Here is a 24,380-nt window from a genome sequence, read left to right as displayed (position 1 = left end):
AGTGAGCGCCGGGAGCGGTATCAGGACAGTTCTTCCTCTTGATAATGAGTGAAAAATAGCTTCTTTAACCGAACCAGGCACTTGTATTTTTGATTTTTGGCGTTATCTGCGTTGGTATAGCCAAAGTCAGCGGTGAGCTGCTGCATGGACTTATCCAACAGATAAAAACCTTCTAAAAGCGAACGACAGGGCTCACCTATCCGCTCCAGCGCTTCAGCCATGGTGGCCAGGCGCCGGTCGCGCTCCTCGGCCAGGGCCAAATCGGCCTCGGCTCCGGTTTCGAGATAGGGCTCGTGGTCTTCGAGACGCACGCCGAAGCGGCTTTTCTCGGCCAGTCGTTTCAGCCACAGCCGGCGGCACACCGCGTAGAGGTAGGTCTTGATCTGGCAGCTGAGCTCCAAAGAGCCTTCGCGTACCTTCTCATAAAATACCATCACGCCCTCCTGATACACATCCTTGGCTTCATCCTCGGTGCCGCTGTTCTGCTGCACAAAGTGAAGGACCATTGGAAGGTGCAGGCGGTAGAGGTGCGCCAGCGCCCGGTCGTCGCCGCGGCGAATAGCTGCCACGAACTCTTCATCGGTATAGGAAGGTTGACCCTTGCCCATTCGCTTTGCTTCTTAATACGTTGCGCACCCTGTGGTAACCCAAGAAAAAAAACTTTTTCCAAAGTGGGTTACCTTTCTTCCCGGCAGGTATGAAGGGCGTTTTTCAGACTTTTAATTTTCAAACCTAACACCAAAATGAAGAATCTGCTCAAAGTTTCTGCTGTTGCCGTTCTGTTCGCTGCTGGCCTGACCTCTTGCGAGTCTAAAACCACTGAGTCCACCGAAACCACCAACGTAGAAGCTACTGCTCCTGCTACCACTGATACTACCGTTACTTCGGAGACGACTACGGTTACTAACGACACGACGGCTGCCGCTCCTGCCGCTACTACCACGACCACCACGACCGAAGAGACCAAGTAATTGCAGCGTTAGAGGCTGGCAGCGTAAGCCGCTGACCTCTGACTCTCCCGGCCCGAATACCCGCAAGGGTGTTCGGGCCGTTTTTTATCCTTTTGGCGAAGATATTCCTGCTGTACCCCGGCCGGGCCTATAAAGTTTTAGGCGAAGTCCGGGCTTGAAAGCAGGGGTGGGTTTACAGTTTCTCTTCCAGCCACATAAAGCCGGCGGCCGCTACAAAAAGAATAAAGAACCACCAACGGGGCCAAGCCACTTCCCGGGTATAAGTGTGGGGTCCGTTGCCCGGCTGCAGGGAAGGTTGGGTTGTTAGTCGCTGTTGCCATGCTAGTCGTTGCGGGCCTGGCCAAACGGAATCGGGGTACACATACACCCAGTTAGGTGGCTGCTGGGCCAGCTGCACCTGATGCCAGCCCGCAGTGGCGGGCCAATATTTGGCCGTGCTCCACTCGGGCAGGTGTGAGTCCTGTTCCAACGCCAGCGGGGCTGTATTCCCACTCGGCGCGCGTACCACCGGCGGTGTGGCGGGGAAGCCCGTAGCAGAAAGCTGCAGCGTAAGGGGCTGGTTGGGGCGGGGCCAGTACGGCTGTGATTTCCAGGAGGCCGCTACAGGCTGCGGGCGAGCTGCCGCCGTCAGCAGCAAGCTCCAATACGCATCGTAAACGGCCGGGGTATTTTGCAGCAGCCAGCTAAAGGTTTCCGGCACGGTAGATACTACCACCTGCCCCAGACCTACCCGGTGGCGGGCCACTACCACCCGTTGCTGCTGATCAGAAACCAAGGAATAAGTGCTGGCCGGCAGCTGCAGCGTAGCGGTAACAGCTGCCGTGGGCTTCCCGGCTGGCATGCCCGGCCAGCGTAGCCCACGGGGCTCGGTAGCCGCTATTGGCCGCAATGTAAAGCCCGCGCGCCCCGGCATGGCAGTCGGTAGCTGCTGACCTTCCGCCAGCACGATCAATCCCAAGCCTTGCTTTTGCACGGCCGCCCGCAAGCTGCTCACTTCCGCCGAAAGCGCGGACAGGATACCGGCATCGGCTACCACTACATCGTAGCGCGAAAGTAGTAGGCTGTTGAGCGAAGCCATGGCATGAGCCGTCTGATTCACCAACTCCGTCTGCACTGTATTCCGGCTCACGCCCACCCGCAAGCCCACGGCGTGCTGGCGGGCGGCCAGATGGTTTTTCAGAAACTTGAATTCAAATGAAGGGGCACTACTGAGCAGCAGCACCCGTAGCGGCTGCGCCGGAAGTACCTCCACCGGTAGGGGCTCCACGGCTAGGATGTTCTGATTTTGCCGCAGCACCAGCTCAAATACGGCCGGCCCGGTGGTGCGGGGAATCGTCTGAAGCCGGAAGGCAGCGTTGCCCGGACTCAAACGCACAGAATCCTGCGGCACCCCCGCCATTCGTAAAACGACCCAAGAGGTGGCCGCAGATTTTGCCAGGCGGCCTTCCACCCAGAAAGGCTGGCCCGTAGTCAGCTGATGGGGCCAGCCAGCAGTTTGAATGCTGGGCAGAACAGCGGGCGGGTGAATGACCAGACGATTAGCTGGCAGGGCATCGGCTTCTGCGGGCGGCAGGCCATTTCCCAGAATATGCAGACGGTGTAAGGGCAGCTGCCTCTCAAACATAGCCGCTACCTGGCGCACGGCGGGCGTGTCGCCTATGGCTTTTTCGTACCGATAAATCGGAGTGGCCGGCCCTAGCTTTTGGAGCAGTTGCCGGAGAGAATCGGGTTGGTAGCCGGGGGTGAGCAAGATGGCCGTGCCCGCCGCTTGCCGAACGGTGTGGGTAGGCGGCTGCGCCATAGCCCAGAGGCCGGCACAGGCCAGCCAGCCAGCCACGATACGCCCCGCCAGCCAGTGCCGGTTAGGGCGGCGGATAGCTGCCACCGTCAGGCCCAAGGCCAGCAGTACACAAAAAGCGGGAAGCACAACCGTAGGGAGAGAGAAAGTCATACGGCTAGCGAAGCTCCTGGAAATAACGTTGAGAAAGCCGGTCGGGGCCAGGCTGACGGACGGGGGCCGGGCTGGGAGCGGGCAACAGGTGCAGCAGGGCGCGCTCAATCACCGGCAGGCAACTGCGGCAGGGCGGCTGTTTGGCCCGTAGCCGGCCCGTGAGGCTGCGCAGATCCCGCAAAGCCCCTAGATAAGCGCCAGACTGTTGCAAAGCTTCCTGGGCCAGAGTTTGCCCGGCCTGCTCCAGCACCAGCGCATCGGTTGAAGTAGGTGCAGCGCCCTGCTGCAGGCGTTGTACAACCGCCAAGGCCGCCCGTGCGGGTTTCTGTGACGAGGTCGGAGCCGGAACGGACCGCCGGATGGCAGTCCCTGAAGCATTACCCAGCTCACCTGTCAGGCGCAGGGTAGCCTCGGGGAAAACCGGCGGCTCAAAGCCCGACTTTTTCACGTAGGCCCGGGTTTGCTGCTGCACTTGTTTGAGCAGGCGCAGGGCTTTGTATTCGAAGGGCAGCGCGGCGGTAGGCCGGCCCGTGCGCAGCCGCAGCTCGGCCTCCCACATCTGACTGAGCACAATGCTGAGCTTGGCTTTCACTGCGGGCTCCAAAAAATCAGCCGTTTCCGCGTCATCGTGGGCATGCACGTAGGCATCCATCAGGTGGGAAGCATCCCCGGCGGCTTCGGTAGTGGCTGATGGGGGCTTCTCATCGTGGTGCTCATGCTCATCCGGTCCCTCGTGCTTGTCCGCTGAGCTGTCAGAATCGGGCAGTACGGGCGCGTCGCCGATGCTTTCCGAGAATTCCTCCCCCATAAACTGGCCGTAACGCAGCCGCAGTACTTTCTGGTCGTAGCCTATGGTGTTGGAGCGCTCCAGTAGGGTAGCATCGGTCAGGTCGCGCTTTTCTGCCAGCAGCTTTTCGGTATCAATGATAATTTGCCGCTGGCTCCGAAAATATGCCGGTACCACATTCACGCCCAGGGCCATGTCGGTGCCGGAGTCATCCACAGTAGTGTCTTCCCACTGCACCAGATAGCTGTCGGAGCGGGCGGTGCGCTGGTGGTTGTCCCAGGTCTGCACGTAGAAATACACTTCGTCGCCGTAGGTGAGGCCCAGCTGGGGCAGGCGCAGCAGGTGCGCCAGGGTAGCCTGCACCGGCTGGCCGCGCAGGCTGCCGCTTAGCTCCGTGGCTACTTCCCAAAACTTCACCGCTTCACCCTGACCCTGCGCTACGGTGGCTACCAGGCGGGCGCGGGTTAGTCCATAATCATCCTGCAGCAACACGCGCACCGGCACCTGCGGCTTCATGCCAAACTCAACCAGGGTATAGGGTTTTGGCGTCTGAATCCGCACCGTAGGCGCTTGGTCAGGCTGTACGTTGATGGCGTAGTCATCAGAGTTATGCCCCGCGAAGCGCAGATGGTAGAGCACGGATGACGTGAGAGTGGCCTGCGTTGTGAAGGTGTTGGCCTGTCCGGCTACGGGGCGGAAAGGGAGGGTTTGCTTGCCTAGAACTAGTTGTGGCGGCTGTTTGGCGGACCGGCTCACACGCACGGTCCAGCGCACCGAGGAACCTTCCGGGCAGCGAAACGATGGCTGGGAGGCTGAAAAAGCAGCTTGCCGAGCGTAAGCTGGTGGGCTGATTACGACGCGAGTTTCCAGCAGGCGTGGGGCTGTCGGTTGGCCTGCCACAGTGGGGCTTTCAGGAAACCGGATGGCCAGGGCTGGTGCCGCATCAGCACGAGCAGTTGAATTTGATTTCCATAGCGCCAATCCGCCGGCCAACAGCAACAGCGCAACGGTCAGAAGGAGAGCTGGGCGCCAACTGATAGGCAGCAATGGCCGTTTTTCAGCAGAAAGGGAGGAGAGACGGTTGATGATGTGCTCCCGCTGCAGGCCTTCCAACAAGCTTAGCTCATTGGGCTGGCGCAACAGCAGGCCGGCGCTGTCTTCCAGCTCGGGATACAAGCGGTTGAGTTGGCGGGCAGTATTAGCCAAATCAGGCTGCCAAAGCCGGAACAAATACCATAGCAGCAAGGCAAGTCCCAAAAAGCCCAGAGCCAGAGTAGGAGTGTGCCAGTCGGTTCCGCGCTGCCAGGCCATTATCAGCACCAGCAACCACGCCATTGCCGACAGCAGCGCGCGCGCGGTTTGCTGCCAGGCACGCTGGTGGGCTACCTGCTCCAGTAGTATATGCGGCGTTGCCAACGTTTGGTTTTTCGTTACCCTCATACAGCAGATGCATTACTAGCGGACACACGAGCTTGCCGGGACGCTACCAGCCGCTCAAAAGCCCACAAAATCCCTGCTGCCAGTATCCACCACACCCGCAAATCCACCGCCACCGGGCTTTTAACAACCGACTGCAGTACTGGCTGAGTATCGTCAAAACGCTGTAAAACGGAAGGTGGTAGCGTCCGGAAATCGTGCGCTGGATTTAGCGCTGGTTTCGGGTGCAGCAGCGGCAGGAGTAGGGCCGGCAGCTCTGCAGTTTCGCCCAATTCACTCCAGCCGGCCTGAAAACGGGTGTGCAGCTGATAGTGTCCGCCTTTTTGGGCAGGAGTATAAGTCAGCAGCGGCTGCCCGGTGGCATCCGCCCATAAGGCAAGCGCGCGGCTCATAGGGACGGCCTTGTCCCGCCGCTGAACAGGGACAACCGGCCCTTCCGGAAAAGGAGCAAAATGAGTAGCCACCGCCTTGCCCGGGCCGGCTGCTACCTGCCATACGTTCAGGCCGGTAGCCATGCTTGCTTTCAGCTCGGTTGGCAATGGCGCATCCGTCAACCAGAATACCCAGTCCAGCGGCTGGGCGGCAGGCGGCGCATCAGCGGAAACCACCAGCTGCAGAGGCATGGCTACGCCCAAGGCCGCGGCTCGCAGCGCAGCGCGCACATGGCGGGCTTCTTCGGCGTAGGCTGGGGCCATCCGCACCCACACGCGCCAGGCGTCCGTCTGAACGGGAATGGTATCAGTGGCGGAAACTAGCAGGGCGCGGTCGGCAGAAGTCTGATACTGCCAGTTGCCTAAGCCCGGTACGTCAATGGGCTGGGATGATACTGGCCGCATGATGGTACGAAAGGTGGTGCGGTTTTCTGCGCTGTGACCCAGCAGCAGTGTAAGTGTAGCAGGCGAAGGCCGGAAAGCCGCCTGCACCCACGTAGTGGAGTCATCCAAGGGAATGGCAGTCCAGGCCAGGCGCCGGGACAAGGCAGGGCGGTTGCCCTGAAAATGCCGGAGCCTGGCGGAAGTAAATGCCCACAGGCGGCCTTGGGGAAATGAGTCGGTGGCCTGCTGCAGACGTGCCCACAGGTTCTCTACGGGTTGCGGTTTTTGGCTAGCCGGGTACGCCGAATCCGGCCGCAACCAGGCGGCCGTCGGTATCAGGGGAAAGCCGCGCTGTAGCAACCGTAAGGAATGCCCTCGGCGGCGTAACGAATCTATCTGCGGGCGTACCGCCTCTACGCCGCCGGAAGTCAGTAGCTCCGGGCTGATGAGTACGGGGCCTCGTAGCGGCTGGGCCGGGCGCTGCCAAACCGGACCGGCCAGCGCCAGGGCCAGCAGTGACAGTACGGATACGCGGAGCAAAAACAACAGCAGCTGTTCCGGGCTGAGTCGCCGTAACCGCCGGTTAGCGCCGGCTTCCAACCACCGCAAACTGCCTACCTGTACCGTGCGGCCGGGCCGCCGGTTCCACAAATAAATGGCCAGGGGTACCACTAAGGCACCTAAAGCCAGTAATGCGGAAGGAGAGAGCAGCGTAAACAAATGCGTAAAGAAATAGGTAGAAAAGATTAGCGCAGCATAAACCGGCGGCGTTGCAGAAACTCGCGCATGGCCCGGGTTAGCTGTTCGTTGGTGGTCAGCAGGTGATAATCAAAGCCCTGGCGGCGGGCATTGGAGGCTGTGTCGCGCAGCCAGGCGGTTAGGTTCTGCTGCCAGGTGGCGCGCTGCTGGTCGGCATCCAGCTGCAGGGTACGGCCGGTTTCGAGGTCTTCCAGCGTAAGAGAACCGCGGAAAGTGAAGTGCTGCTCATTATGGGCCAACAGGTGTAGAAGCAAAACCTCGCCGGTGGCGGCTTGCAGGCGCACCAGCAGGTCCATGATTTCGCCTTCGGCCTCATACAAGTCGCTGACACAGATAGTCAGGCTGCGCCGACGCGTGGCGGTCAGCGAAGCCAGAGCTGGGGGCTCGGGAAACTGGCCCTGGGCTGTGGTCTGCTCCAGGGCGTGAAAAATGCGCGCCAGCTGCCGGGTATCGTTGCGGGCCGGAATGTGCTGCAGCCCGGCCGGGTGTAGAATGGTCAGGGCCACGGCGTCGCCCTGCTGCTGGGCCAGGTAGGCTAGCGCGGCCAGCAGCAGCCGGGCGTAGTCCAGCTTGGTCAGGCCGTTGTCGTCGCGGTGGTTCATGCTGGCCGTGGCATCCAGCAGCAAATGCACCGTGAGGCTGGCTTCCACTTCCGATTCGCGGATGTAGTAGCGGTCGGAGCGGGCAGCCAGGCGCCAGTCCAGGCGGCGCAGGTCGTCGCCGGGTAGGTAGGGGCGGTACTGACTGAACTCCAGCCCCGAGCCGCGCTGCCGGCTCTCATGCTGCCCATGCATAAACTCCTCCGCCGCCTGCCGGGCAGCCAGCGGCAGGTTTTTCAGCGCATGCAGGAGTTCAGGGGAAAGCATGAATGATTTGTGGGGTATGGTCAGGCTGCGGTTACCGGTTCGGCCCGACAAATGATGATTAGCAATGCTTAGAGCTTTACTGCTTTCAGCAGCTCCACTACGGCATCGTCCGCGGTAATATTCTCGGCTTCGGCGTTGAAGTTCAGCAGCACGCGGTGGCGCAGCACGGCCGGGGCCAGCGTATGCACATCATCCGGCGTGGCCGCAAACCGACCCTGCAACAGGGCCCGGGCTTTAGCGCACAGAATAAGCGCCTGCCCGGCCCGCGGCCCCGCGCCCCAGCGGCCGTATTGCTGGATGAAAGGTACCGTAGAGGTAGCAGGCCGGGTGGCGCGCACCAGGCGGTTCACAAAATCCAGCAGTTCCGGGCTCATGCTCACTTGCCGCACCAGCTCCTGCAACTGCCGAATATCAGGGCCGCTGAGCACGGAGTTTACCACGGCCCGGTGGGTGCCGGTGGTGCCGCTTAGTACCGCCAGCTCTTCCTGCTCCGAAGGGTAGCCCATGCGGATGTAGAGCAAAAAACGGTCGAGCTGGGCTTCCGGCAGTGGGTAGGTGCCGCTTTGCTCAATGGGGTTTTGGGTGGCCAGCAGGAAGAACGGCTGAGGCAGGGCGTGCTCCTGCCCGGCGTAGGTTACGTGGCCTTCCTGCATGGCTTCCAGCAGCGCCGCCTGGGTTTTGGGCGGCGTGCGGTTGATTTCATCCGCTAAAACCAGGCTGGCGAAAATGGGGCCTTCGTTGAATTTGAACGAGCGGTGCCCGGTGCCGTGGTCCTCTTCCAGTACCTCCGTGCCCAGGATATCGGTAGGCATCAGATCCGGCGTGAACTGGATGCGGCGGAAGGGCAGATCCGTAGCGGCGGCCAAGGTGCGCACCAGCAGGGTTTTGGCCAGGCCCGGCACGCCTTCCAGCAGCGCGTGCCCACCCGCCAGCAGGGCTACCAGCACTTCGTCCAGCACCTGCTGCTGGCCTACGATGACCTTGCCAATTTCCTGACGGAGAGGTGTGAGTTTGGCAAGCAGCTGGCGGAGTTCTTGTTCAGTCATAAAATTCAGTAGGTCAGAGCGAGATATCTCCATGCTGACGTTTTGTTTCTCTTAATTACTACCCGGCCAAATGCTTCGGCCTGGTCCTGAGTTACACAGTTAGAGCATACAGCAAGATATTGACGCCAAACTTGGTGTTGTCTTCAGCCAGGAAGCGCTTGTTGCGGAAATCGTAGTCCCACTCGCAGCCGTAGTCTTTGTTGGAGTAGAGCACGCCCAGGCGGCCGTTTATTTCGATGCCTTTGAGGTAGTCGTGCACCAGGTCGTCGCCCCAGCCATTGAGCTCGAAAGCGGTGGGAGGTGGCCCTTCCTTGAACTTGAAAAACTGCGAGTAGAGCGGATGCGTGTTCGGGATTTTGCGCAGCGCCCCGGCCCCGAAACACTGGCGCATCTGCTCCTCAAAGGAGCGTGCAAACAGCCCGTCGATGTCGTGGTTGCAGTCATCCACAAACACAAAGCCGCCGCCGCGCACATACTGCGTGAAGTTCTTTTTCTCCTGCTCCGAAAACTGCACCAGCCGGTGGCCGGAAAGGTAGCAGAACGGGTAGCGAAACAGCTCCGGCGAGTCCAGGGCCACTACTTTCTCCTTGGGCGCAATGGGCACCTTGGTGTACTCTACCAGGGAATGCAACAGGTTGGCGGGCATCCGTTCGTCCACGGCATCCCAGTCGCCGGAGTGGTAGCTGAGGCGGACGAAGGTGAACGGGGCGGGCATAGCGGGGCGAATACGTGCGGCAAAGACAATACCGAGCCCACAAAGGTGGCTTATGAGCTTGGGCGAAAGAGGAAAAAAAGCGAAATAGCGCCGCAATCTGCTTCAGTATGGCGCGTTTAAGCCAGCACACTATGGTTCTATTCTCCTGCCAAGTTACTTCCGCACCTTTTTACCCTTTGCAACTGCTATGAAAAAACTTATGCTTTTGCTGGCTGGCCTTCTGGTGGGCAGCGCCGCTTCCGCTCAAATAGGTATAAAAGGGGGCCTGAATGCCGCCGTGCTCGATGGGGAGCAAATCAGCCAGAAAACCGATTATAACTATACTTACCACGCCGGCTTTTTCTACACCTATAATGTGGTAGGGCCGCTTTCCATCCGGCCGGAGCTACTCTACTCCCTACAGGGCGCTGATTTTAAAGCCGCTCAGGAAGACTACGAAACCAAGCTGCAATACCTGAATCTGCCCATCCTGCTCGACCTCAAACTCAGCCGCCTGCACCTGCAGGCCGGCCCGCAGTTTGGGGTGTTGCTCACGGCCAAGCAGGCCGGCACCGTACTGGTCAGCTATGACCCCGCCACCCAGATGGAAACCTACGGCAGCGTAAGCCACCAGGTAAACGACCAGTACAAAAAGCAGGATTTTAGCCTGTGCGTGGGCGCTGAGCTGGAGCTGCTGGCCGGCCTGCGCGCCGGTGGCCGCTTCAACGCCGGCCTCACCGATATTGCCGACTATAAAGACGTCCGCAACCCCAACGACCCCCGCCTAAAAAACCGCGTGGTGCAGGCTTATCTGGCGTTTCAGTTGGGCGGGAAGTAGCGCATACAACTTTCCTGCGTCAACCTAATCGAATAGTCACCCTAAAAAACAGCTGTCATCCTGAGCTTTGCGAAGGACCTTATCACGCATCAACGATAATCGTAGCAACGACTCGTTCTAGCAAGAGAAGGCCCTTCGCAAAGCTTAGGATGACAGCCTTTTTTTAGTGGAAGGAAGCTGCTACTACACCGCGTCCGATAAGCTAGTAAACGTGAAGTCCCGGATTTTCATGGGCGGTATAACGTTGCCACCCAGACGCACGGGCTTGCCCAGGGCTTCCACGTTGTTGAGCATAATCACCGGGCTTTCGTTGAAGCGCATGTTTTTGATAGGGAATTTGATCTTCCCGTTCTCAATGTAGAAGGTTCCGTCGCGGGTGAGGCCGGTGACCAGCAGGGTTTGCGGGTCCACGTCGCGGATGTACCACAGGCGCGTGACCAGAATGCCTTTGGCGGTGCTCTTGATCATATCCTCCAGACTCTGGGTGCCGCCGCTCATCACAAAGTTGCCGCCAAAAGCGGTGGGCTCCACCTTGTTTTTCTGCGCCCAGAAGCGGGTGTAGTACAGATTCTTCACCACGCCCTTTTCCACCCAAGGCATGCGCTTCACGGGCAGTCCTTCGCCATCGAAAACGCCTCCAGGGGCAGTAGCATTCTGCGGGTCGGTGTAGATGCTGATTCGGTCATCGAAGAGCTTCTCGCCGGTTTTGTTGCCGCCGCCTTTTTTGCTCAGGAACGAGCGGCCTTCGTCGGCTTCGCGGGCATCCAGGGCATACACCAGGCGGTTCAAAAGTCCTTCATCTGATACCAGGGCGGCGGGCTCCAAAATCACGGTGTATTTGCCGGGCTCAATAGCGCGGGCATTTACCGAAGACGCGGCTTTATCGGCGGCGCGCTTGGTGAGGGCCTTGGCATCAAAGCTCTTCACGTCGGCAAAGTCGGCCACGGCGTAGCCGGAGCCTTTGCCGTCGGCGGTGCGCACCGTTACGCTGTAGTCAATGTTGGTGAACTGCTGGTAGGCCTCCAGCCCTTTGCTGTTGCGCAGGGCCTGAAACGAAGACGCATCTTCCAGAAAGCCGGCTGCCGTGAGCTTGCGGCTTTCGCAGAGGGCAATACTGTCGCCGGCCGCCTGGGCCCGCATGTCCGGTGTGATGGCCGCCGTGGCGGGAACAAACGTGGCGGGCGTGAGATACTGCTGCGGGCCGAGCATGGGTACGTATTCCGGATCTTCGGGAGCGAGGCGCGCAATTTCCTCGGCCCGCTTCACGCACTGGCGCAAGGTGGCGTCATCAAACTGGTTGCAGGTAGCCACACCCGATTTCTTGCCGAAGCGTGCTTCCACGGCCAACGACACGTTATCGGACATGCCCGCAGTGCTCACGTTGTTGCGGGCGTAGCGGATGTTGCCGCTGAGGCGGCCCTGCAGCGTGCCGGCGCACTCATCAGCCTGCGAGAAGCTGAGTACTTTTTTCAGGATAGCCTGAGACTCTTCTTGGGAAAGGATAGGCATCGGAGGAAAGCTGAGGGGTTGAGAAGATAAGCCAGCAAGTGCTTAGCCGATTTTGCGGGCCGTATTGATGACGTTCACGCCATTGAAGCGCGTGGTGCTGGAGCCGTGGCTCACCGCCGAGCTTTGGCTGGGCTGGCCCTTACCATCGTTAAAGAAGCCCGCAAACCGGTAGTCCGACTGGTCACACACGGCCGAGCAGCTGTTCCAGAACTCCTGGGTGTTCGACTGATACGCCACGTCTTCCAGCATACCCGTGATTTTGCCTTTCTCAATGGCATAAAACACCTGCCCGCCAAACTGGAAGTTGTAGCGCTGCTGATCAATGGAGAAGGACCCGTTACCGGCAATGTAAATGCCTTTATCCACGTTTTTCACCATCTCATCCACACTGAGCTTGGCAGCTCCGGGCTTTAGGCTTACGTTCGGCATGCGCTGGAACTGCACGTCTTTCCAGGACTGGGCGTAGCAGCACCCATCCGACTCGTTCTGGCCCACCATGTGCGCCTGGTCCCGAATCTTCTGGTAGTCCACCAGCTTGCCTTCGGTAATCAGGTTCCATTCTTTGGTTTTTACGCCTTCATCATCGTAGCCTACCGCGCCTAGGGAGCTGGTTTGCAGCTTGTCAGCTACAATGTTCACCTGCTTGGAGCCGTAGGGCTTGCCTAGCTTTTTCCACTCCAGCGTAGCAAACGATGTACCCGCGTAGTTGGCCTCGTAGCCCAGCACGCGGTCCAGCTCCAGCGGGTGCCCTACCGATTCGTGGATGGTCAAACCCAGGTGGTGCGGGTCCAGCACCAGGTCGTACTTGCCGGGGGTGACGGATTTGCAGCTGAGCTTTTCCTTGGCCTGTTTGGCGGCGCGGGCGGCATCTTCCAGTATGTCGTAGCTGTACTTATAGCCCACCACATCGGAGCCTTGGGGCCCGGCTACTTTGTCCTCGGCCTTGGGCGTGAGGTATTCGTATCCCATGCCCATGGGGGAACTCAGGGCCTGCCGGCTGCGGAACTTGCCCGAGGTGCGGTCGACCACCGTAACGCCAAACGTGGGGTAAATGCGGTGAATATCCTGGTCGATATAAGAGCCATCCGTCGAGGCAAAGTACTTCTGCTCGTTCACCTGAAACAACACCGAATTCACGAAGCTCGCACCATTGTCCAGCGCTTTGGCGTTAGCCGCCAGCAGCAGGTCTACTTTCTCTTTTACAGGTACTTCGAAAGCGTTTTGCTTGATAGGCGCTTTCCAGCTTACCTCGCCGTAGCCCTTCTGCGGCGCCAGCCGCACCTGCTCTTTCTGCACCTTGGCATTAGCCTTGGCAATCTGCACGGCCAGCTGTGCCGCTTTGGCCAGACCGGCTTCCGTTACGGTATTGGTAGACGCAAACCCCCAGGTACCGTTGGCAATAACCCGCACGCCGGCGCCAAAGCTTTCCGTGCTGGCAATGTTTTGTACCTGCTTTTCGCGGGTGAAAATGCCCTGGTTGAGGTAGCGGCCAATGCGCACATCGGTATAGGTGGCGCCGGCGGCTTTTGCCGCGTTCAGGGCGGCATCGGCCAGGCGCTTTTTAACGGCTACATCGGGGCCGGCTTCCAGCAGGCGCATGGGGTCCACGGCATTGCCGGCAAAGCTGGGTAGAGAGGGCAGCCACAGAGCACCCGTCGCAAGGCCGGTTAGGCCCACAAAATCACGTCTTTTCAAAGGAGTAGAGGTAGGGAGTGAAGTAGGCCCGTCTTGCCAACGGTGGAAAGTAAGGAGGTAGCCTTTACTTGCCGCCGTTGGCAAGACAGTCGTTACACGGCGTCAGAGAGGCTAGTGAAGGTGAAGTCCCGAATTTTCAGCGGGGGCACCAGGTTGCCACCTACCCGCACGGGTTTGCCCAGGGCTTCCAGGTTGTTGAGCATGATAATGGGCGACTCGTTGAAGCGCATGTTCTTGATGGGAAATTTGATTTTCCCGTTCTCAATGTAGAAAGTTCCGTCGCGGGTGAGGCCGGTGTACAGCAGCGTTTGCGGGTCTACCGGACGGATGTACCACAGGCGCGTCACCAGAATGCCTTTGGCTGTGCCCTTAATCATGTCTTCCACGCTCTGGGTGCCGCCTTCCATAATCCAGCCACCGGGAGGTGGTAGGTCGGGAATACCCGATTTCTGGGCCCAGAAGCGGGAGCTGTACAGGTTCTTCACCACGCCCTTCTCCACCCAGGTTACTTTCTTCTGCGGGCGGCCGTCGCCGGCAAAGGTCAGGTCCGGAATTTCGGCGTTGGTAGGGTCGGAGTAGATGGTTACCCGCTCATCGAAAAGCTTTTCGCCTTTCTTATTGCCGCCGCCTTTTTTGCTCAGGAACGAGCGGCCTTCGTCGGCGTTGCGGGCATCCATGGCATTCATCAGTGCATTCAGCAGCGAGGCGTCGCTGTTGGCTACCAGGGCAGCCGGCTCCAGAATCACGGTGTACTTGCCGGGCTCAATGGCCTTGGCATTGCGCGACATAGAAGCTTTATCGGCCGCAATTTTGGTCAGGCGGGCGGCGTCAAATTTGCTGGAGTCGTTGTAGTCGGCGGTGGCGTAGCCGGAGCCAGTGCCATCGGGCGTACGCACCGTTACGCTGTACTCCAGGCCGGTTTGCTGCTGATAAGCCTCTAGGCCTTTGTTGTTGCGGCGGGCTATAAAATTGGCAGAGTCAACCAAAAATGCGGCGGAGGAAAGCTTGCGCTCATCACACAGCGCCATGCCGGCGGCTACCTGCTTGGCCCGGAAATCGGGGTTGATGCCGGCCGTGCTGGCCGCATATGACGAGGGCGAAGTCAGGTACTGCTGCGGGCCCAGCAGGGGCATGTACTCGGGATTTTCCGGGGCCAAGCGGGCAATTTCTTCGGCCCGCTTCACGCACTGGCGCAGCGTAGCATCATCAAACTGGTTGCAGGTGGCCGTGCCCGACTTCTTGCCGAAGCGGGATTCTACGGCCAGCGCTACGTTGTCGTCGGCGCCGCTGGTGCTGATGGCATTGCGCGCTGAGCGCACGTTGCCGCCAATGTTGCCCGTGAGCGTGACTTCGCACTCATCGGCGGTGCTGAAGCTCAGTACTTTTTTCAGGATGGCCTGGGATTCTTCTTGAGAAAGGATTGCCATGAAAATGGATGTCTTTTGGAATAAGGGTTCGGCTGCGCTGGGCAGGACGGACTGATTTAGCCGATTTTGCGGGCCGTATTGATGACGTTCACGCCGTTAAAGCGCGTGGTGCTGGAGCCGTGGCTCACGGCCGACACCTGCGGCGGCTGACCTTTGCCATCGAAGAAGGAGCCGAACAAGCGGTAATCCGACTCGTCGCAGATGGCCGAGCAGCTATTCCAGAACTCCTGGGTGTTCGACTGATAGGCCACGTCTTCCAGCATACCCGTGATTTTGCCTTTCTCAATGGCGTAGTAGGCCGTGCCCCCAAACTGGAAGTTGTAGCGCTGCTGGTCAATGGAGAAAGACCCGCGGCCGGCAATGTAAATGCCCTTGTCCACGTTCTTCACCATGTCGTCCACGCTCATTTTCTCTTTGCCAGGCTTCAGACTGATGTTGGCCATGCGCTGGAACTGCACATCCTGCCACGACTGCGCGTAGCAGCAGCCATCCGACTCGGTCTGGCCAACCATGGCGGCCTGGTCGCGGATTTTCTGGTAGTCTACCAGCTTGCCTTCCTTGATGATATCCCACTCCTTGGTCTTCACGCCTTCGTCATCGTAACCCACTGCGCCCAGCGAACCGGGCTGCAGCTTATCGGCCACAATGTTGACGATTTTGGAGCCATAAGGCTTGCCGGATTTTTTCCACTCCAGGGTAGCGAAGGACGTGCCGGCGTAGTTGGCCTCATAGCCCAGCACGCGGTCCAGCTCGGTAGCGTGACCCACGGATTCGTGAATGGTCAGACCCAGGTGATTGGGGTCCAGCACCAGGTCGTATTTGCCCGGCGTAACCGACTTGGCGGTGAGCTTTTCCTTGGCCTGCTTAGCGGCCAGGGCAGCATCTTCCAGCATGTCATAGCTCTTTTTGTAGCCCACCAGGCCCGTACCAGCGGGACCGGCAATCTTGTCCTGAGCCTTCGGAATCATGTACTCGTAGCCCATGCCCATGGGCGAGCTTAGCGCCTCGCGGGAGCGGAACTTGCCCGAGGTACGGTCAATGGCCGTCACGGTAAAGGTGGGCCAGATACGGTGGATATCCTGATCGATGTACGAGCCATCCGTCGAAGCGAAATACTTCTGCTCATTCACCTGGAACAGGGCCGAGTTGACGTAGGTAGCACCGTTGTCCAGGGCCTTGGCGTTGGCAGCCAGCAGCAGGTCTACTTTGTCTTTTACGGGTACTTCGAAGGCATTCTTTTCGATGGGCGCTTTCCAGGTGACTTCGCCGTAGCCTTTCTGGGGAGCCAGCTGCACTTTGGCTTTCTGCACCTTGGCATTAGCCTTAGCAATGGAAGCGGCCATTTTAGCGGCATTGGCAATGCCAGCTTCGGTTACGGTATTGGTAGCGGCAAACCCCCAAGTGCCATCCACAATCACGCGCACGCCAGCGCCAAAGCTTTCGGTGCTGGTAATGTTCTGCACCTGCTTTTCGCGGGTGAAAACGTACTGGTTCAGGTAGCGGCCAATGCGCACATCGGCGTACGTGGCACCGGCGGATTTGGCGGCATTCAGAGCAGCATCGGCCAGGCGCTTTTTCAGGGCCGGATCAATGGCTTCCAACAAACGGTCGGGGTCTACGGCAGTGCCGCCAAAACCGGGCAGGCTGGGCAGGAACAGGGCACCGGCGGCCAGACCGGTCACACCTACAAAATCACGTCGTTTCAAAAGCGTAGAAGTGTTAGGAGATAGAGAGAAAAGAGAGGGTGAACCACAACTTAAAACGTGGCTGAAGGACGCCCGCCGGAAATGGAAGGCTGCTTACCGGTTGGAAAATAGCTAACCTGATATGATATATCATCTACTGCCGAAATTCTATTGCCGACCGTAAGTCTGAGAATAGCTCTAAAATGCTCAGAATCCTTGAAAAAGCGGTGGATGTTCGGCTGATAAATCAGCTTACAAGCGCTAGCAAATCAGCCGCAATGCCCGACCAGGGCTGGGCAAGGTCCAGAGTAGCTACCCGCACCGGAAAGCCGCCCAGCGTGTAGCGCAGATCCACAGCGCGCGTAGTGGCCGGATACAGCAGAACACCTTCCAGCTGCTGCCCGAGGAGTTGGGGCTGATTCTGTAGATAGGCGTAGAGCTGGTAGAGGTGGGGGGCAATGAGGCGCTGCTGGTTGTAGCGCGTGCGCAGCGCGGCGGCGTAGTATTTAGTATCGAGGATGAGCTTCCGGTCGGGAGCTTCCAGGGTGGTATCGGTAATCATGGCGGGCAGCAGGGCCAGGTCTTCGGCCCGCTCGGCGGCGGCCTGCCATTGAATGGTTTCCGAGAGCACCCGGTAGCGGCGCTGCTCCAGCCGGTAGAAGTTGCGCACAAACTGCTCAAACAGCCGCGCCATCAGCACCTCGTCGCGGCGGAAGTCCCGGAAGCGGAACGGACCTTCGCTGTCCGGCTCGGGCAGGGCGCTGGCATGGAGCAGTTCGCAGAGGTTGAGCAGAAACCGCTCCGGGCCGGTGTGCTGCTGGCGGCGCACCAGGCGCAGGGTGTGGCTGCTGAGCGGTAAAGCTGAAACTCCCACCGGAAAACGGGTCAGCACTTGGCGTACTTCGTGGCGCAACGCAGCGGGTAGCTGGCGGGAGCGGCCTAGCTGTTGCAGCGTACCCAGCAGTAAGCCATTCAGCGGCGTGTTGTAGCCCAGCTCATCATAAGCACACACGGCCCGGCCACGGGGCAGCAGATTGCGCAATAGGGTAGGGGCCAGGAGCACCCGCCCGCGCAGCTCGGGCAGCTCCTCTTCCCGCTCGGTATACGTCTGGCGCAGGCCTTGTTTCAGTTGTCGGCGCAGGGCCGTGAGCAACAGGCGCGTGAGTAGCTCTACCGGCCGGTGAAACTCCGCGGCTTCTACCATCTGCAGCTCGCCTGGCTCTGGCAGGCGGTTCCAGGCGTAGCAGAGCAGGTAGTAAAGGTTCTGAATGGGAATCACGGCCGCCGACATAACTGGTTAGCTGCCCAGTAGCCGTTTGATTTGCGCCGTGGCTTTGGCGGGCTGATCCAGCCAGTACTCCGTAAGCAACGGGGCAATTTCCTGAGTCAGGATTAGCTGCAGCCAGGTTTCTGCTTCGCTGACTTTCTGGGGCGGGTGGCAGAAGTAGCTGTGGCCGATGCGGAAATCAGGTCCCAGGTCCGGGTCATCAGCAATGGTTTGGTTGAGCTCGGTAAGGCGGGCCGTGAGACGCTGAATAACCGTGGCCGGTACGCCCTGCCCAGCCAGAAACTCCTGCAGGGGCTGCCCGAACTCCGGCTCCAGATTCACAAAGGCAAACCGTCGCCGCAGGGCGTAGTCCAGCGGGGCCAAGCTACGGTCGGCGGTGTTCATGGTGCCGATAACGAACAGGTTTTCCGGCACGAAGAAGTGCGGCGCATCAGCCGGGGCGTAGGGGAGGCGCACGGCGTGGGCGGGGCCGCGCTTATCGGCCTCCAGCAACAGCAGCAACTCGCCAAAAATGCGGCTCACGTTGCCCCGGTTCAGTTCATCAATCAGCAGGAAATATGGCCGGGTGGGGTCCGTGGCGGCCTGGCGGCAAACGTCGGGCAGTACACCATCCGTGAGGCGGAACGTGCCAGCGGCATCGGGGCGGAAGCCCTGCACAAAGTCTTCGTAGCTGTAGCTGGGGTGAAACTGCACCAGCTCCGTGCGGGCGGCATCGGTAGTGCCCAGCAGCAGCCAGGCCAGCCGCTGGGCCAGGAAGGTTTTGCCGGTGCCGGGCGGGCCCTGCAGCAGCAGGTTTTTGCGGCGCTGCAGCGCGGCCAGAGCGGCATCCAACTCATCTTCGCTAATGAATAGCTCGGCCAGGGCTTGGGCCCGGGTGTAGGTGGCCGGCGTATCGTAGGGTGCGGTGGGCTCTGCCGCTATGGCAGCAGTGGAAGGGTGCGGCGGGGCTTTACGGGTAGGGCGGCCGGTGTATAAATCCTCCAGCTGCTCCTGTTCGGCCACGTCGCTATCCAGCGGGGAGTTGGCCAGGGTGGGGCGCTTGGCGGCAATGGTAAAATCAAGCTGTTCCAGCAATTGGTTGGTGGCGGCGCCGCTGGGCAGGGGCCAGGTGGCTTGGGGTTGCTGGGTAGCCAGGCGGTAAGCTAGCTGCGCCACGGCGCGGGGCGGATAGCGCCGGCCGCGGTAAACCAAGTCATAGACCGTGCTGGGCGGCAGGCGCTGGCCTTCGCGCTCAATCTGGCGGAGGGCTCGCAGTACGTGTTGGCGGGTGAGGGGAAACAGGTCGGGCATTCGGTTAAATGTACGCGCAAAACGATTTGCCGATGTTGTGACTTTTCCGGGCATATGCTATTGGGATATTGAATTACCTAGCATGCCGGTATATTGCCAGGCAAACTGATTATTACAATAAATCTAATATGATTTTATATAGTACCTTGTTTTGCATACTAGCAATTATTATGTTTACACATCATTTGTAGCTAGTCTGGGTTTAAGCTGCTTATTTTTGACAGTGGGCAACCCGGCTGCATAAAAAGATGTCCGTCAGATAACTCATCATCATTCTTCTCTTCTCCCTCTCCTTCACATGAGAAAAATCTTTACCGCTACGGCCTGCTTGCTAAGTGCAGTTGCCATGGCGCAAACGCCCGCCGCACCAGCTGCTGAGCCGGAGTCGCCTTACCGCGCCTCGGCCACCAAAGTCAACGACCTGGTGCATACCAAGCTTGATGTGCGCTTCGACTACGCCAAGCGCTACCTCTACGGTAAGGAATGGGTAACGCTGAAGCCCCACGCTTACGCCACCGACTCGCTGCGCCTTGATGCCAAGGGCATGGATATCAAGACAGTAGCCTTGATGAATGGCGAGCAGCTGCAGCCCCTGAAGTACGATTACTCCGACAACAATAACCTGCGCATTCATCTGGGCAAAACCGTGGCCCCGGGCGCGCCCTACACAGTGTATATCGAGTACACGGCCAAGCCTGACGAGCTGAAGGTAAAAGGCAGTGCAGCCATTAACGATGCTAAGGGCCTGTACTTCATCAACCCCGACAGTGCCGTGAAAGGCAAGCCGGTGCAGATCTGGACGCAGGGCGAGACGGAAGCATCCTCAGCTTGGTTTCCTACCATCGACCGACCCAATCAGAAGACCACCTCCGAAATCAGCATGACGGTACCCAGCAAGTACGTTACGCTGAGCAACGGCGCGCTGGTGAGCCAGAAGCCCGCCGGTGCCGGCCTGCGCACCGATACCTGGAAAATGGAGATGCCCCACGCGCCCTACCTGTTTATGATGGCCGTTGGTGACTTCAAAATCTACAAAGACACCTGGCGCGGCAAAGAGGTGAGCTACTACCTGGAGCCCAAGTACGCCCCCTTCGCCAAGCAGATTTTCGGCAACACGCCCGATATGCTGGAGTTCTTCTCCAACCGCCTGGGCGTGGAGTACCCCTGGAATAAGTATTCCCAGATTGTGGTGCGCGACTACGTGAGCGGCGCCATGGAAAACACCTCGGCCACGCTGCACGGCGACTTTGTGCAGATGACCGACAAGCAGCTGGTAGACCGTGAATACCAGAACGAATCCGTTATTGCCCACGAGCTGTTTCACCAGTGGTTTGGCGACTATGTAACGGCTGAAAGCTGGAGCAACCTGACGGTGAATGAGTCGATGGCTGACTTCTCCGAAGGGCTCTACGCCGAGCACAAGTACGGCGCCGATGCCGCCGACTCGCACAACCACCGCAACCTGCGCAACTACCTGCGTAGCCCCAAGGATGCCCAAAAGCAGCTCGTGCGCTTCCATTATGACGATAAGGAAGACATGTTTGACTTGGTGAGCTACCAGAAAGGCGGCGCCATTCTGGACATGCTGCGCACTTACCTCGGCGACGACGTGTTCTTTGCTGGCCTGCAGAAATACCTGAAGGATAATGCTCTGGGTAACGGCGAAGCGCACCAGATGCGCCTGGCTATGGAAGCCGTTTCGGGCAAAGACCTGAACTGGTTCTACAACCAGTGGTACTATGGCACCGGCCACCCGGTGGTAAGCATTGACTATGCCTGGGATGCTGCCAAAAAAGTGCAGTCGGTAACCGTAAAGCAAAACCAGCCCGGCCAGATTTTCCAGCTGCCCTTCGCCATTGATTACTACGTGAATGGCAAAGTGGAGCGCCAGCGCGTGATGATGACCGAGGCTACCCAGACCTTCACCATGCCGCTGGCCGCTAAGCCAATGCTGGTAGACGTGGACGCTGAAAAGACCCTGGTGTGGCAGCAGACGGACAATAAGCCGCTAACTGAGTATGTGTACCAGTACGCGCACGCACCGCTCTACGTAGCCCGCCGCGAAGCCCTGCTGGCCGCTGATGCCAAGCAAACTACCGATGCCGCCGCCCGCACGCTGCTGCTGGCTGGCCTGAACGATAAGTTCAACAACCTGCGCATGGTAGCTGCTGAGCGCCTAAAGCTGGAAGACAAAACGGTAGCTAAAGCCGCTGCCCCAGCCCTGCGCAAGCGCGCCGCCGAGGAGAAAGACCCGCATGCGCTGGCCACCATGCTCACCTCTCTGGCCAAGCTGAAGGATAAGAAAGACGAGAAACTCTTCACCAAGCAGGTGAACACCAGCGAATCGTATGCCGTGCAGGCGGCGGCTCTGCAGGCTCTGGCGGTTGTAAACCCCAAAGCAGCCCTGAGCAAGGCCCAGACCTTGGAAAGCACCGACCAGGGCGCGCTGAGCCAGGCAGTGGTCGGCGTATATGCCAAGGCCGGCGGGCTGGGCCAATGGAACTACGTGCGCGACAAGTTTGATGCCGCCAGCGGCCAGAACAAGTTTTCCTACTTTGAAGGCATGGGCACCATGTTGGCCCGCCTCGAGGACCCGAAAGCCTTTGCCGAAGACGTAGACCGCCTCAAAGGCCTAGCCGTGCAGTACAAAAAGTACGGTGTCGATCAGCCCGTAATCGGTATGATTCAGGCCGCTCTGAAGGAGCAGGCCGGTAAGCCTAACGCCGCTGCTAACCAAGCCGTGGCTGAAAAGGCTATTGCCGAGATTCAGGCTGCCAAGTAAGGCGCTGACTCTTCAAGTTAAGTAAAACACAAGGCCGTTCTGACGTTAGTCGGAGCGGCCTTGTGTTTTTAGAAAAAATTAAAAGCTAGTTCCCCTCCTCAGCTGAGGAGGGGCCAGGGGTGGTTGACCAATCGTCGAACAAGAAACTAGTTCTAATCATTTAGCTCTAGTCTTTCAACCAACCCGGCGGCAATAAACTGCCGCGTCCCCTCCTTAGCTGAGGAGGGGAACTAGCTTTCTGACTTCTGGTCGCATATGTATATTTCATTCTGCCGCCACCACCGTGCGCCGGATACCCAGCTTTTTCATGCGGGCTTCTAGGGTTTTGGGGTTGATATCGAGCAGCACAGCAGCCCCGTTGGGGCCACTGACGCGGCCACCGGTAAGCTGCAGCGCCGCCAGAATGTGCTGCCGCTCTTGTTCCTTCAAAGTAAGCAGAGGAGAAGAAAAATCGGGTAGGGCGGGGCTGGCCTGGGCGGCGGTGGCAGAGAAGCCGGCAAACTCCAGAAATGGCCCTTGGCTCACAATCACAGCCTGCTCCAGTACGTGTTCCAGTTCCCGGATATTGCCGGGCCAGGAGTACGCCCGCAGGGCCTGCAAATCCCGTTCGCGCAGGCCGCGTACCGGGCGGCCCATCTGCTTGGTGAAGCGCTCCAGAAAGTAGCGGGCAAGGGGCTCAATGTCCTCGGGTCGCTCACGCAGAGCGGGCAGGCGCACCGGAAACACGTTCAGGCGGTAGTACAAATCGGCGCGGAAGCGGCCGGCGGCTACCTCGTCTTCCAGCACGCGGTTGGTGGCGGCAATAACGCGGGCATTGCTACGTATCACGCGCTGCCCGCCAATGCGCTCAAACTCCTTTTCCTGCAGCACCCGCAGCAGCTTGGCCTGCAAATCAAGGGGTAACTCGCCTACCTCATCCAGGAAAATAGTGCCGCCATCAGCCAGTTCAAACTTGCCCATGCGCCGGTCGGTAGCACCGGTAAAGGAGCCTTTTTCGTGCCCGAAAAGCTCACTCTCAATAAGCTGGGCCGGTAGGGCGGCGCAGTTCAGCTTAATCAGGGCCCGCTCGTGGCGGGGGGAAAGGTGGTGCAGCGCCCGCGCAATGAGCTCTTTGCCGGTGCCCGTCTCGCCGGTGATGAGTACAGTAGTATCGGTGGGGGCTACCTGGGCAACGCGCTTGAGCACGGCCTGCATCACCGGGCTGTTGCCGATAACTTCCTCAAAGTTGGTGGTAGTGTTGATTTCGTCAATCAGGTAGGTGCGCTCCTGCTCCACCTGGGCGCGCAGGGCCTCTATCTGCTCAAAGGCAAACAGATTTTCCAGAGCCAGCGCAATCTGAGGCACGAGGCTCAGCACCACGTCCAGGTCCTCCTGCCGAAAGGCATCGGGGCGGGTGTCGGCCAGGGTGAGCACGGCCGCGCCGTCGGGGCGGTTCCAGATGGGGGCTATCAGCAGGGCGCGGGTGTTGTGCTGTTCCCGTACCTGCCGCATCAGCGGATAGCGGCGGGCCAGCACATCAAACTCCTGATGGGTATAAATGGCAGGGTGCAGCAGTAAGTGAGCTACCTGCTGGTGCATTCGCTCCCGCTCCTCCGGGTCGGGGCCCCGGTCCGGATCCAGCGCGCGAAATGGCTCAAATTCCGTCGGACGGGAAAACTCGGCAAAGGCTTTCAGGGGCTCGCCGTTGCGCTGCACCCGGATACCAAAATATCGGAAGGGCACTACCTGACTCAGCTCCTGCACGACGGCTTTAAACAACGGTTCCCGCTCCTTGATGCTGAGCAGCACGTTATTCACGGCCAGCTGCAGGGACTTTTCCCGCTCGCGCTGAGCTACTTCTTCAAACGCCAGCGTATTGGAAATAGCGCTGGCCACCAGGCTGCCAATTTTCTCCATCAGGTCCCGGTCAGCGGGCGGCAAATCCGGGTGGCGGCGAGCCGCCAGGGCCATAAAGCCTATTAGCGTGCCCGCGGTGCGCAGGGGTACCACCGTAAGGTAGTGCATGCCATTGGTGAGCATGCGCTGAAAAGCAGTGGAGTCAGGATAGGTTGCGCTGGCCTTGGCTATATCCATTATCTGCACCACGGGGTTTTGGAGCATGAGCTCTACCGGCGAGCCCGCTACGGGGGTGCGCTGGGGCCGCTCGCGGGGCAGCAGGTCAGTTCTGTTCTCGGATGATTCGTTGAAATACTGCCGCAGGAAAATCCGCTTGTGCTGCAGGCCCGGATCCAGCGTGACCACGGCAATCATATCGAAAGGGAAAATAAGGCGCAGCTTCTCGGTTACAATCTGAAAAAGCGAGTCCTTATCCCGGGTGGTAGCAATGGCTTCGTTGAGATAAAGCAGCAGTGATTCGTCTTCGGCAATCATGAGCTTGGGTGTTCAATCCTTAAATATCAGGAGCATTATTTTGGGAAATCCTGATATATGAGAAAAACGCATATAAGGTAATTATGTTCCGAGTTAGCTGTATAAAAAATAAAAGACCATTTCCAGGCTGTTGACCCTATTTTTAGAGCTAAAAATCAGTTTGAGTCACC

The 24,380-nt window shown here is 59.2% G+C and carries 17 protein-coding genes; 3 read left to right on the top strand and 14 right to left on the bottom strand.

Features of this window, described 5'->3' with window-relative positions; translation table 11 throughout:
- Window positions 1-20: 20 nt before the first annotated feature.
- Window positions 21-608 carry an RNA polymerase sigma factor gene (locus Q4G72_RS00540; RefSeq protein ID WP_303309487.1) on the bottom strand — a complete coding sequence of 196 codons (588 nt, stop codon included), beginning with the start codon at window positions 606-608 and terminating at the stop codon, window positions 21-23.
- Between the two features lie 135 nt (window positions 609-743).
- On the opposite strand from Q4G72_RS00540, the gene Q4G72_RS00535 reads away from it, so the two are divergent.
- The gene (locus Q4G72_RS00535) at window positions 744-971 is read left to right on the top strand and encodes a hypothetical protein (protein WP_303309486.1); all 228 of its coding nucleotides are present in this window, start codon (window positions 744-746) and stop codon (window positions 969-971) included.
- Window positions 972-1,143: 172 nt separating this feature from the next.
- Here the strand turns inward: Q4G72_RS00535 and Q4G72_RS00530 are convergent, their stop codons facing one another.
- From Q4G72_RS00530 to Q4G72_RS00505, 6 genes are all read right to left on the bottom strand, one after another.
- Window positions 1,144-2,922 (bottom strand): hypothetical protein, encoded by a 1,779-nt coding sequence (locus Q4G72_RS00530; protein WP_303309485.1) that lies wholly within the window; start codon window positions 2,920-2,922, stop codon window positions 1,144-1,146.
- Between the two features lie 4 nt (window positions 2,923-2,926).
- Complete coding sequence (locus tag Q4G72_RS00525; RefSeq protein WP_303309484.1) at window positions 2,927-5,149, bottom strand: DUF4175 family protein; 2,223 nt, start codon at window positions 5,147-5,149, stop codon at window positions 2,927-2,929.
- Window positions 5,146-6,681, bottom strand: a complete 1,536-nt coding sequence (locus tag Q4G72_RS00520) for a BatA domain-containing protein (RefSeq protein WP_303309483.1) — start codon at window positions 6,679-6,681, stop codon at window positions 5,146-5,148. Before Q4G72_RS00520 ends, Q4G72_RS00525 begins: the two co-directional genes overlap by 4 nt.
- A gap of 26 nt (window positions 6,682-6,707) precedes the next feature.
- The gene (locus Q4G72_RS00515) at window positions 6,708-7,586 is read right to left on the bottom strand and encodes a DUF58 domain-containing protein (RefSeq protein WP_303309482.1); all 879 of its coding nucleotides are present in this window, start codon (window positions 7,584-7,586) and stop codon (window positions 6,708-6,710) included.
- A 68-nt stretch (window positions 7,587-7,654) separates the two neighbouring features.
- Window positions 7,655-8,632, bottom strand: a complete 978-nt coding sequence (locus Q4G72_RS00510) for an AAA family ATPase (protein ID WP_303309481.1) — start codon at window positions 8,630-8,632, stop codon at window positions 7,655-7,657.
- A 91-nt stretch (window positions 8,633-8,723) separates the two neighbouring features.
- Entirely contained in the window at window positions 8,724-9,347 is a 624-nt protein-coding gene (locus Q4G72_RS00505; protein WP_303309480.1) for a DUF4159 domain-containing protein, read from the bottom strand.
- A 187-nt stretch (window positions 9,348-9,534) separates the two neighbouring features.
- Here Q4G72_RS00505 and Q4G72_RS00500 point away from each other — a divergent pair, with 187 nt between their 5' ends.
- On the top strand, window positions 9,535-10,164 hold the full coding sequence (locus Q4G72_RS00500; RefSeq protein ID WP_303309479.1) for a porin family protein: 630 nt from the start codon (window positions 9,535-9,537) through the stop codon (window positions 10,162-10,164).
- A 183-nt stretch (window positions 10,165-10,347) separates the two neighbouring features.
- On the opposite strand, the gene Q4G72_RS00495 is transcribed toward Q4G72_RS00500, so the two are convergent.
- From Q4G72_RS00495 to Q4G72_RS00470, 6 genes are all read right to left on the bottom strand, one after another.
- Complete coding sequence (locus Q4G72_RS00495) at window positions 10,348-11,673, bottom strand: TldD/PmbA family protein (protein WP_303309478.1); 1,326 nt, start codon at window positions 11,671-11,673, stop codon at window positions 10,348-10,350.
- Between the two features lie 42 nt (window positions 11,674-11,715).
- Window positions 11,716-13,368, bottom strand: coding sequence for a TldD/PmbA family protein (locus tag Q4G72_RS00490; protein ID WP_303309477.1), 1,653 nt, complete (start codon window positions 13,366-13,368; stop codon window positions 11,716-11,718).
- Between the two features lie 92 nt (window positions 13,369-13,460).
- Window positions 13,461-14,795, bottom strand: coding sequence for a TldD/PmbA family protein (locus Q4G72_RS00485; RefSeq protein ID WP_303309476.1), 1,335 nt, complete (start codon window positions 14,793-14,795; stop codon window positions 13,461-13,463).
- A gap of 56 nt (window positions 14,796-14,851) precedes the next feature.
- Entirely contained in the window at window positions 14,852-16,501 is a 1,650-nt protein-coding gene (locus Q4G72_RS00480; protein WP_303309475.1) for a TldD/PmbA family protein, read from the bottom strand.
- A gap of 226 nt (window positions 16,502-16,727) precedes the next feature.
- A complete protein-coding gene (locus tag Q4G72_RS00475; RefSeq protein WP_303309474.1) occupies window positions 16,728-17,771 on the bottom strand; it encodes a 5-methylcytosine restriction system specificity protein McrC in 1,044 nt (347 codons plus the stop codon).
- 6 nt (window positions 17,772-17,777) lie between these two features.
- Complete coding sequence (locus Q4G72_RS00470) at window positions 17,778-19,058, bottom strand: AAA family ATPase (RefSeq protein ID WP_303309473.1); 1,281 nt, start codon at window positions 19,056-19,058, stop codon at window positions 17,778-17,780.
- Between the two features lie 298 nt (window positions 19,059-19,356).
- On the opposite strand from Q4G72_RS00470, the gene Q4G72_RS00465 reads away from it, so the two are divergent.
- Window positions 19,357-21,840 carry a M1 family metallopeptidase gene (locus tag Q4G72_RS00465; protein WP_303309472.1) on the top strand — a complete coding sequence of 828 codons (2,484 nt, stop codon included), beginning with the start codon at window positions 19,357-19,359 and terminating at the stop codon, window positions 21,838-21,840.
- Between the two features lie 264 nt (window positions 21,841-22,104).
- Here the strand turns inward: Q4G72_RS00465 and Q4G72_RS00460 are convergent, their stop codons facing one another.
- Window positions 22,105-24,210, bottom strand: coding sequence for a sigma-54-dependent Fis family transcriptional regulator (locus Q4G72_RS00460; RefSeq protein ID WP_303309471.1), 2,106 nt, complete (start codon window positions 24,208-24,210; stop codon window positions 22,105-22,107).
- Between the last annotated feature and the right edge of the window lie 170 nt (window positions 24,211-24,380).

Origin of the sequence: Hymenobacter sp. BT730 (assembly GCF_030542105.1) — a bacterium.
Lineage (GTDB): Bacteria > Bacteroidota > Bacteroidia > Cytophagales > Hymenobacteraceae > Hymenobacter.
The sequence above is the reverse complement of the archived record's forward strand: the minus strand, read 5'-3'. Positions and strand labels throughout refer to the sequence as shown.

What these genes read in the sequence shown, in the direction of transcription:
- Q4G72_RS00540 (WP_303309487.1), bottom strand. Translation starts at nt 608, where the DNA reads ATGGGCAAGGGTCAACCTTCCTATACCGATGAAGAGTTCGTGGCAGCT.
- Q4G72_RS00535 (WP_303309486.1), top strand. Translation starts at nt 744, where the DNA reads ATGAAGAATCTGCTCAAAGTTTCTGCTGTTGCCGTTCTGTTCGCTGCT.
- Q4G72_RS00530 (WP_303309485.1), bottom strand. Translation starts at nt 2,922, where the DNA reads ATGACTTTCTCTCTCCCTACGGTTGTGCTTCCCGCTTTTTGTGTACTG.
- Q4G72_RS00525 (WP_303309484.1), bottom strand. Translation starts at nt 5,149, where the DNA reads ATGAGGGTAACGAAAAACCAAACGTTGGCAACGCCGCATATACTACTG.
- Q4G72_RS00515 (WP_303309482.1), bottom strand. Translation starts at nt 7,586, where the DNA reads ATGCTTTCCCCTGAACTCCTGCATGCGCTGAAAAACCTGCCGCTGGCT.
- Q4G72_RS00510 (WP_303309481.1), bottom strand. Translation starts at nt 8,632, where the DNA reads ATGACTGAACAAGAACTCCGCCAGCTGCTTGCCAAACTCACACCTCTC.
- Q4G72_RS00505 (WP_303309480.1), bottom strand. Translation starts at nt 9,347, where the DNA reads ATGCCCGCCCCGTTCACCTTCGTCCGCCTCAGCTACCACTCCGGCGAC.
- Q4G72_RS00500 (WP_303309479.1), top strand. Translation starts at nt 9,535, where the DNA reads ATGAAAAAACTTATGCTTTTGCTGGCTGGCCTTCTGGTGGGCAGCGCC.
- Q4G72_RS00495 (WP_303309478.1), bottom strand. Translation starts at nt 11,673, where the DNA reads ATGCCTATCCTTTCCCAAGAAGAGTCTCAGGCTATCCTGAAAAAAGTA.
- Q4G72_RS00485 (WP_303309476.1), bottom strand. Translation starts at nt 14,795, where the DNA reads ATGGCAATCCTTTCTCAAGAAGAATCCCAGGCCATCCTGAAAAAAGTA.
- Q4G72_RS00475 (WP_303309474.1), bottom strand. Translation starts at nt 17,771, where the DNA reads ATGTCGGCGGCCGTGATTCCCATTCAGAACCTTTACTACCTGCTCTGC.
- Q4G72_RS00470 (WP_303309473.1), bottom strand. Translation starts at nt 19,058, where the DNA reads ATGCCCGACCTGTTTCCCCTCACCCGCCAACACGTACTGCGAGCCCTC.
- Q4G72_RS00465 (WP_303309472.1), top strand. Translation starts at nt 19,357, where the DNA reads ATGAGAAAAATCTTTACCGCTACGGCCTGCTTGCTAAGTGCAGTTGCC.
- Q4G72_RS00460 (WP_303309471.1), bottom strand. Translation starts at nt 24,210, where the DNA reads ATGATTGCCGAAGACGAATCACTGCTGCTTTATCTCAACGAAGCCATT.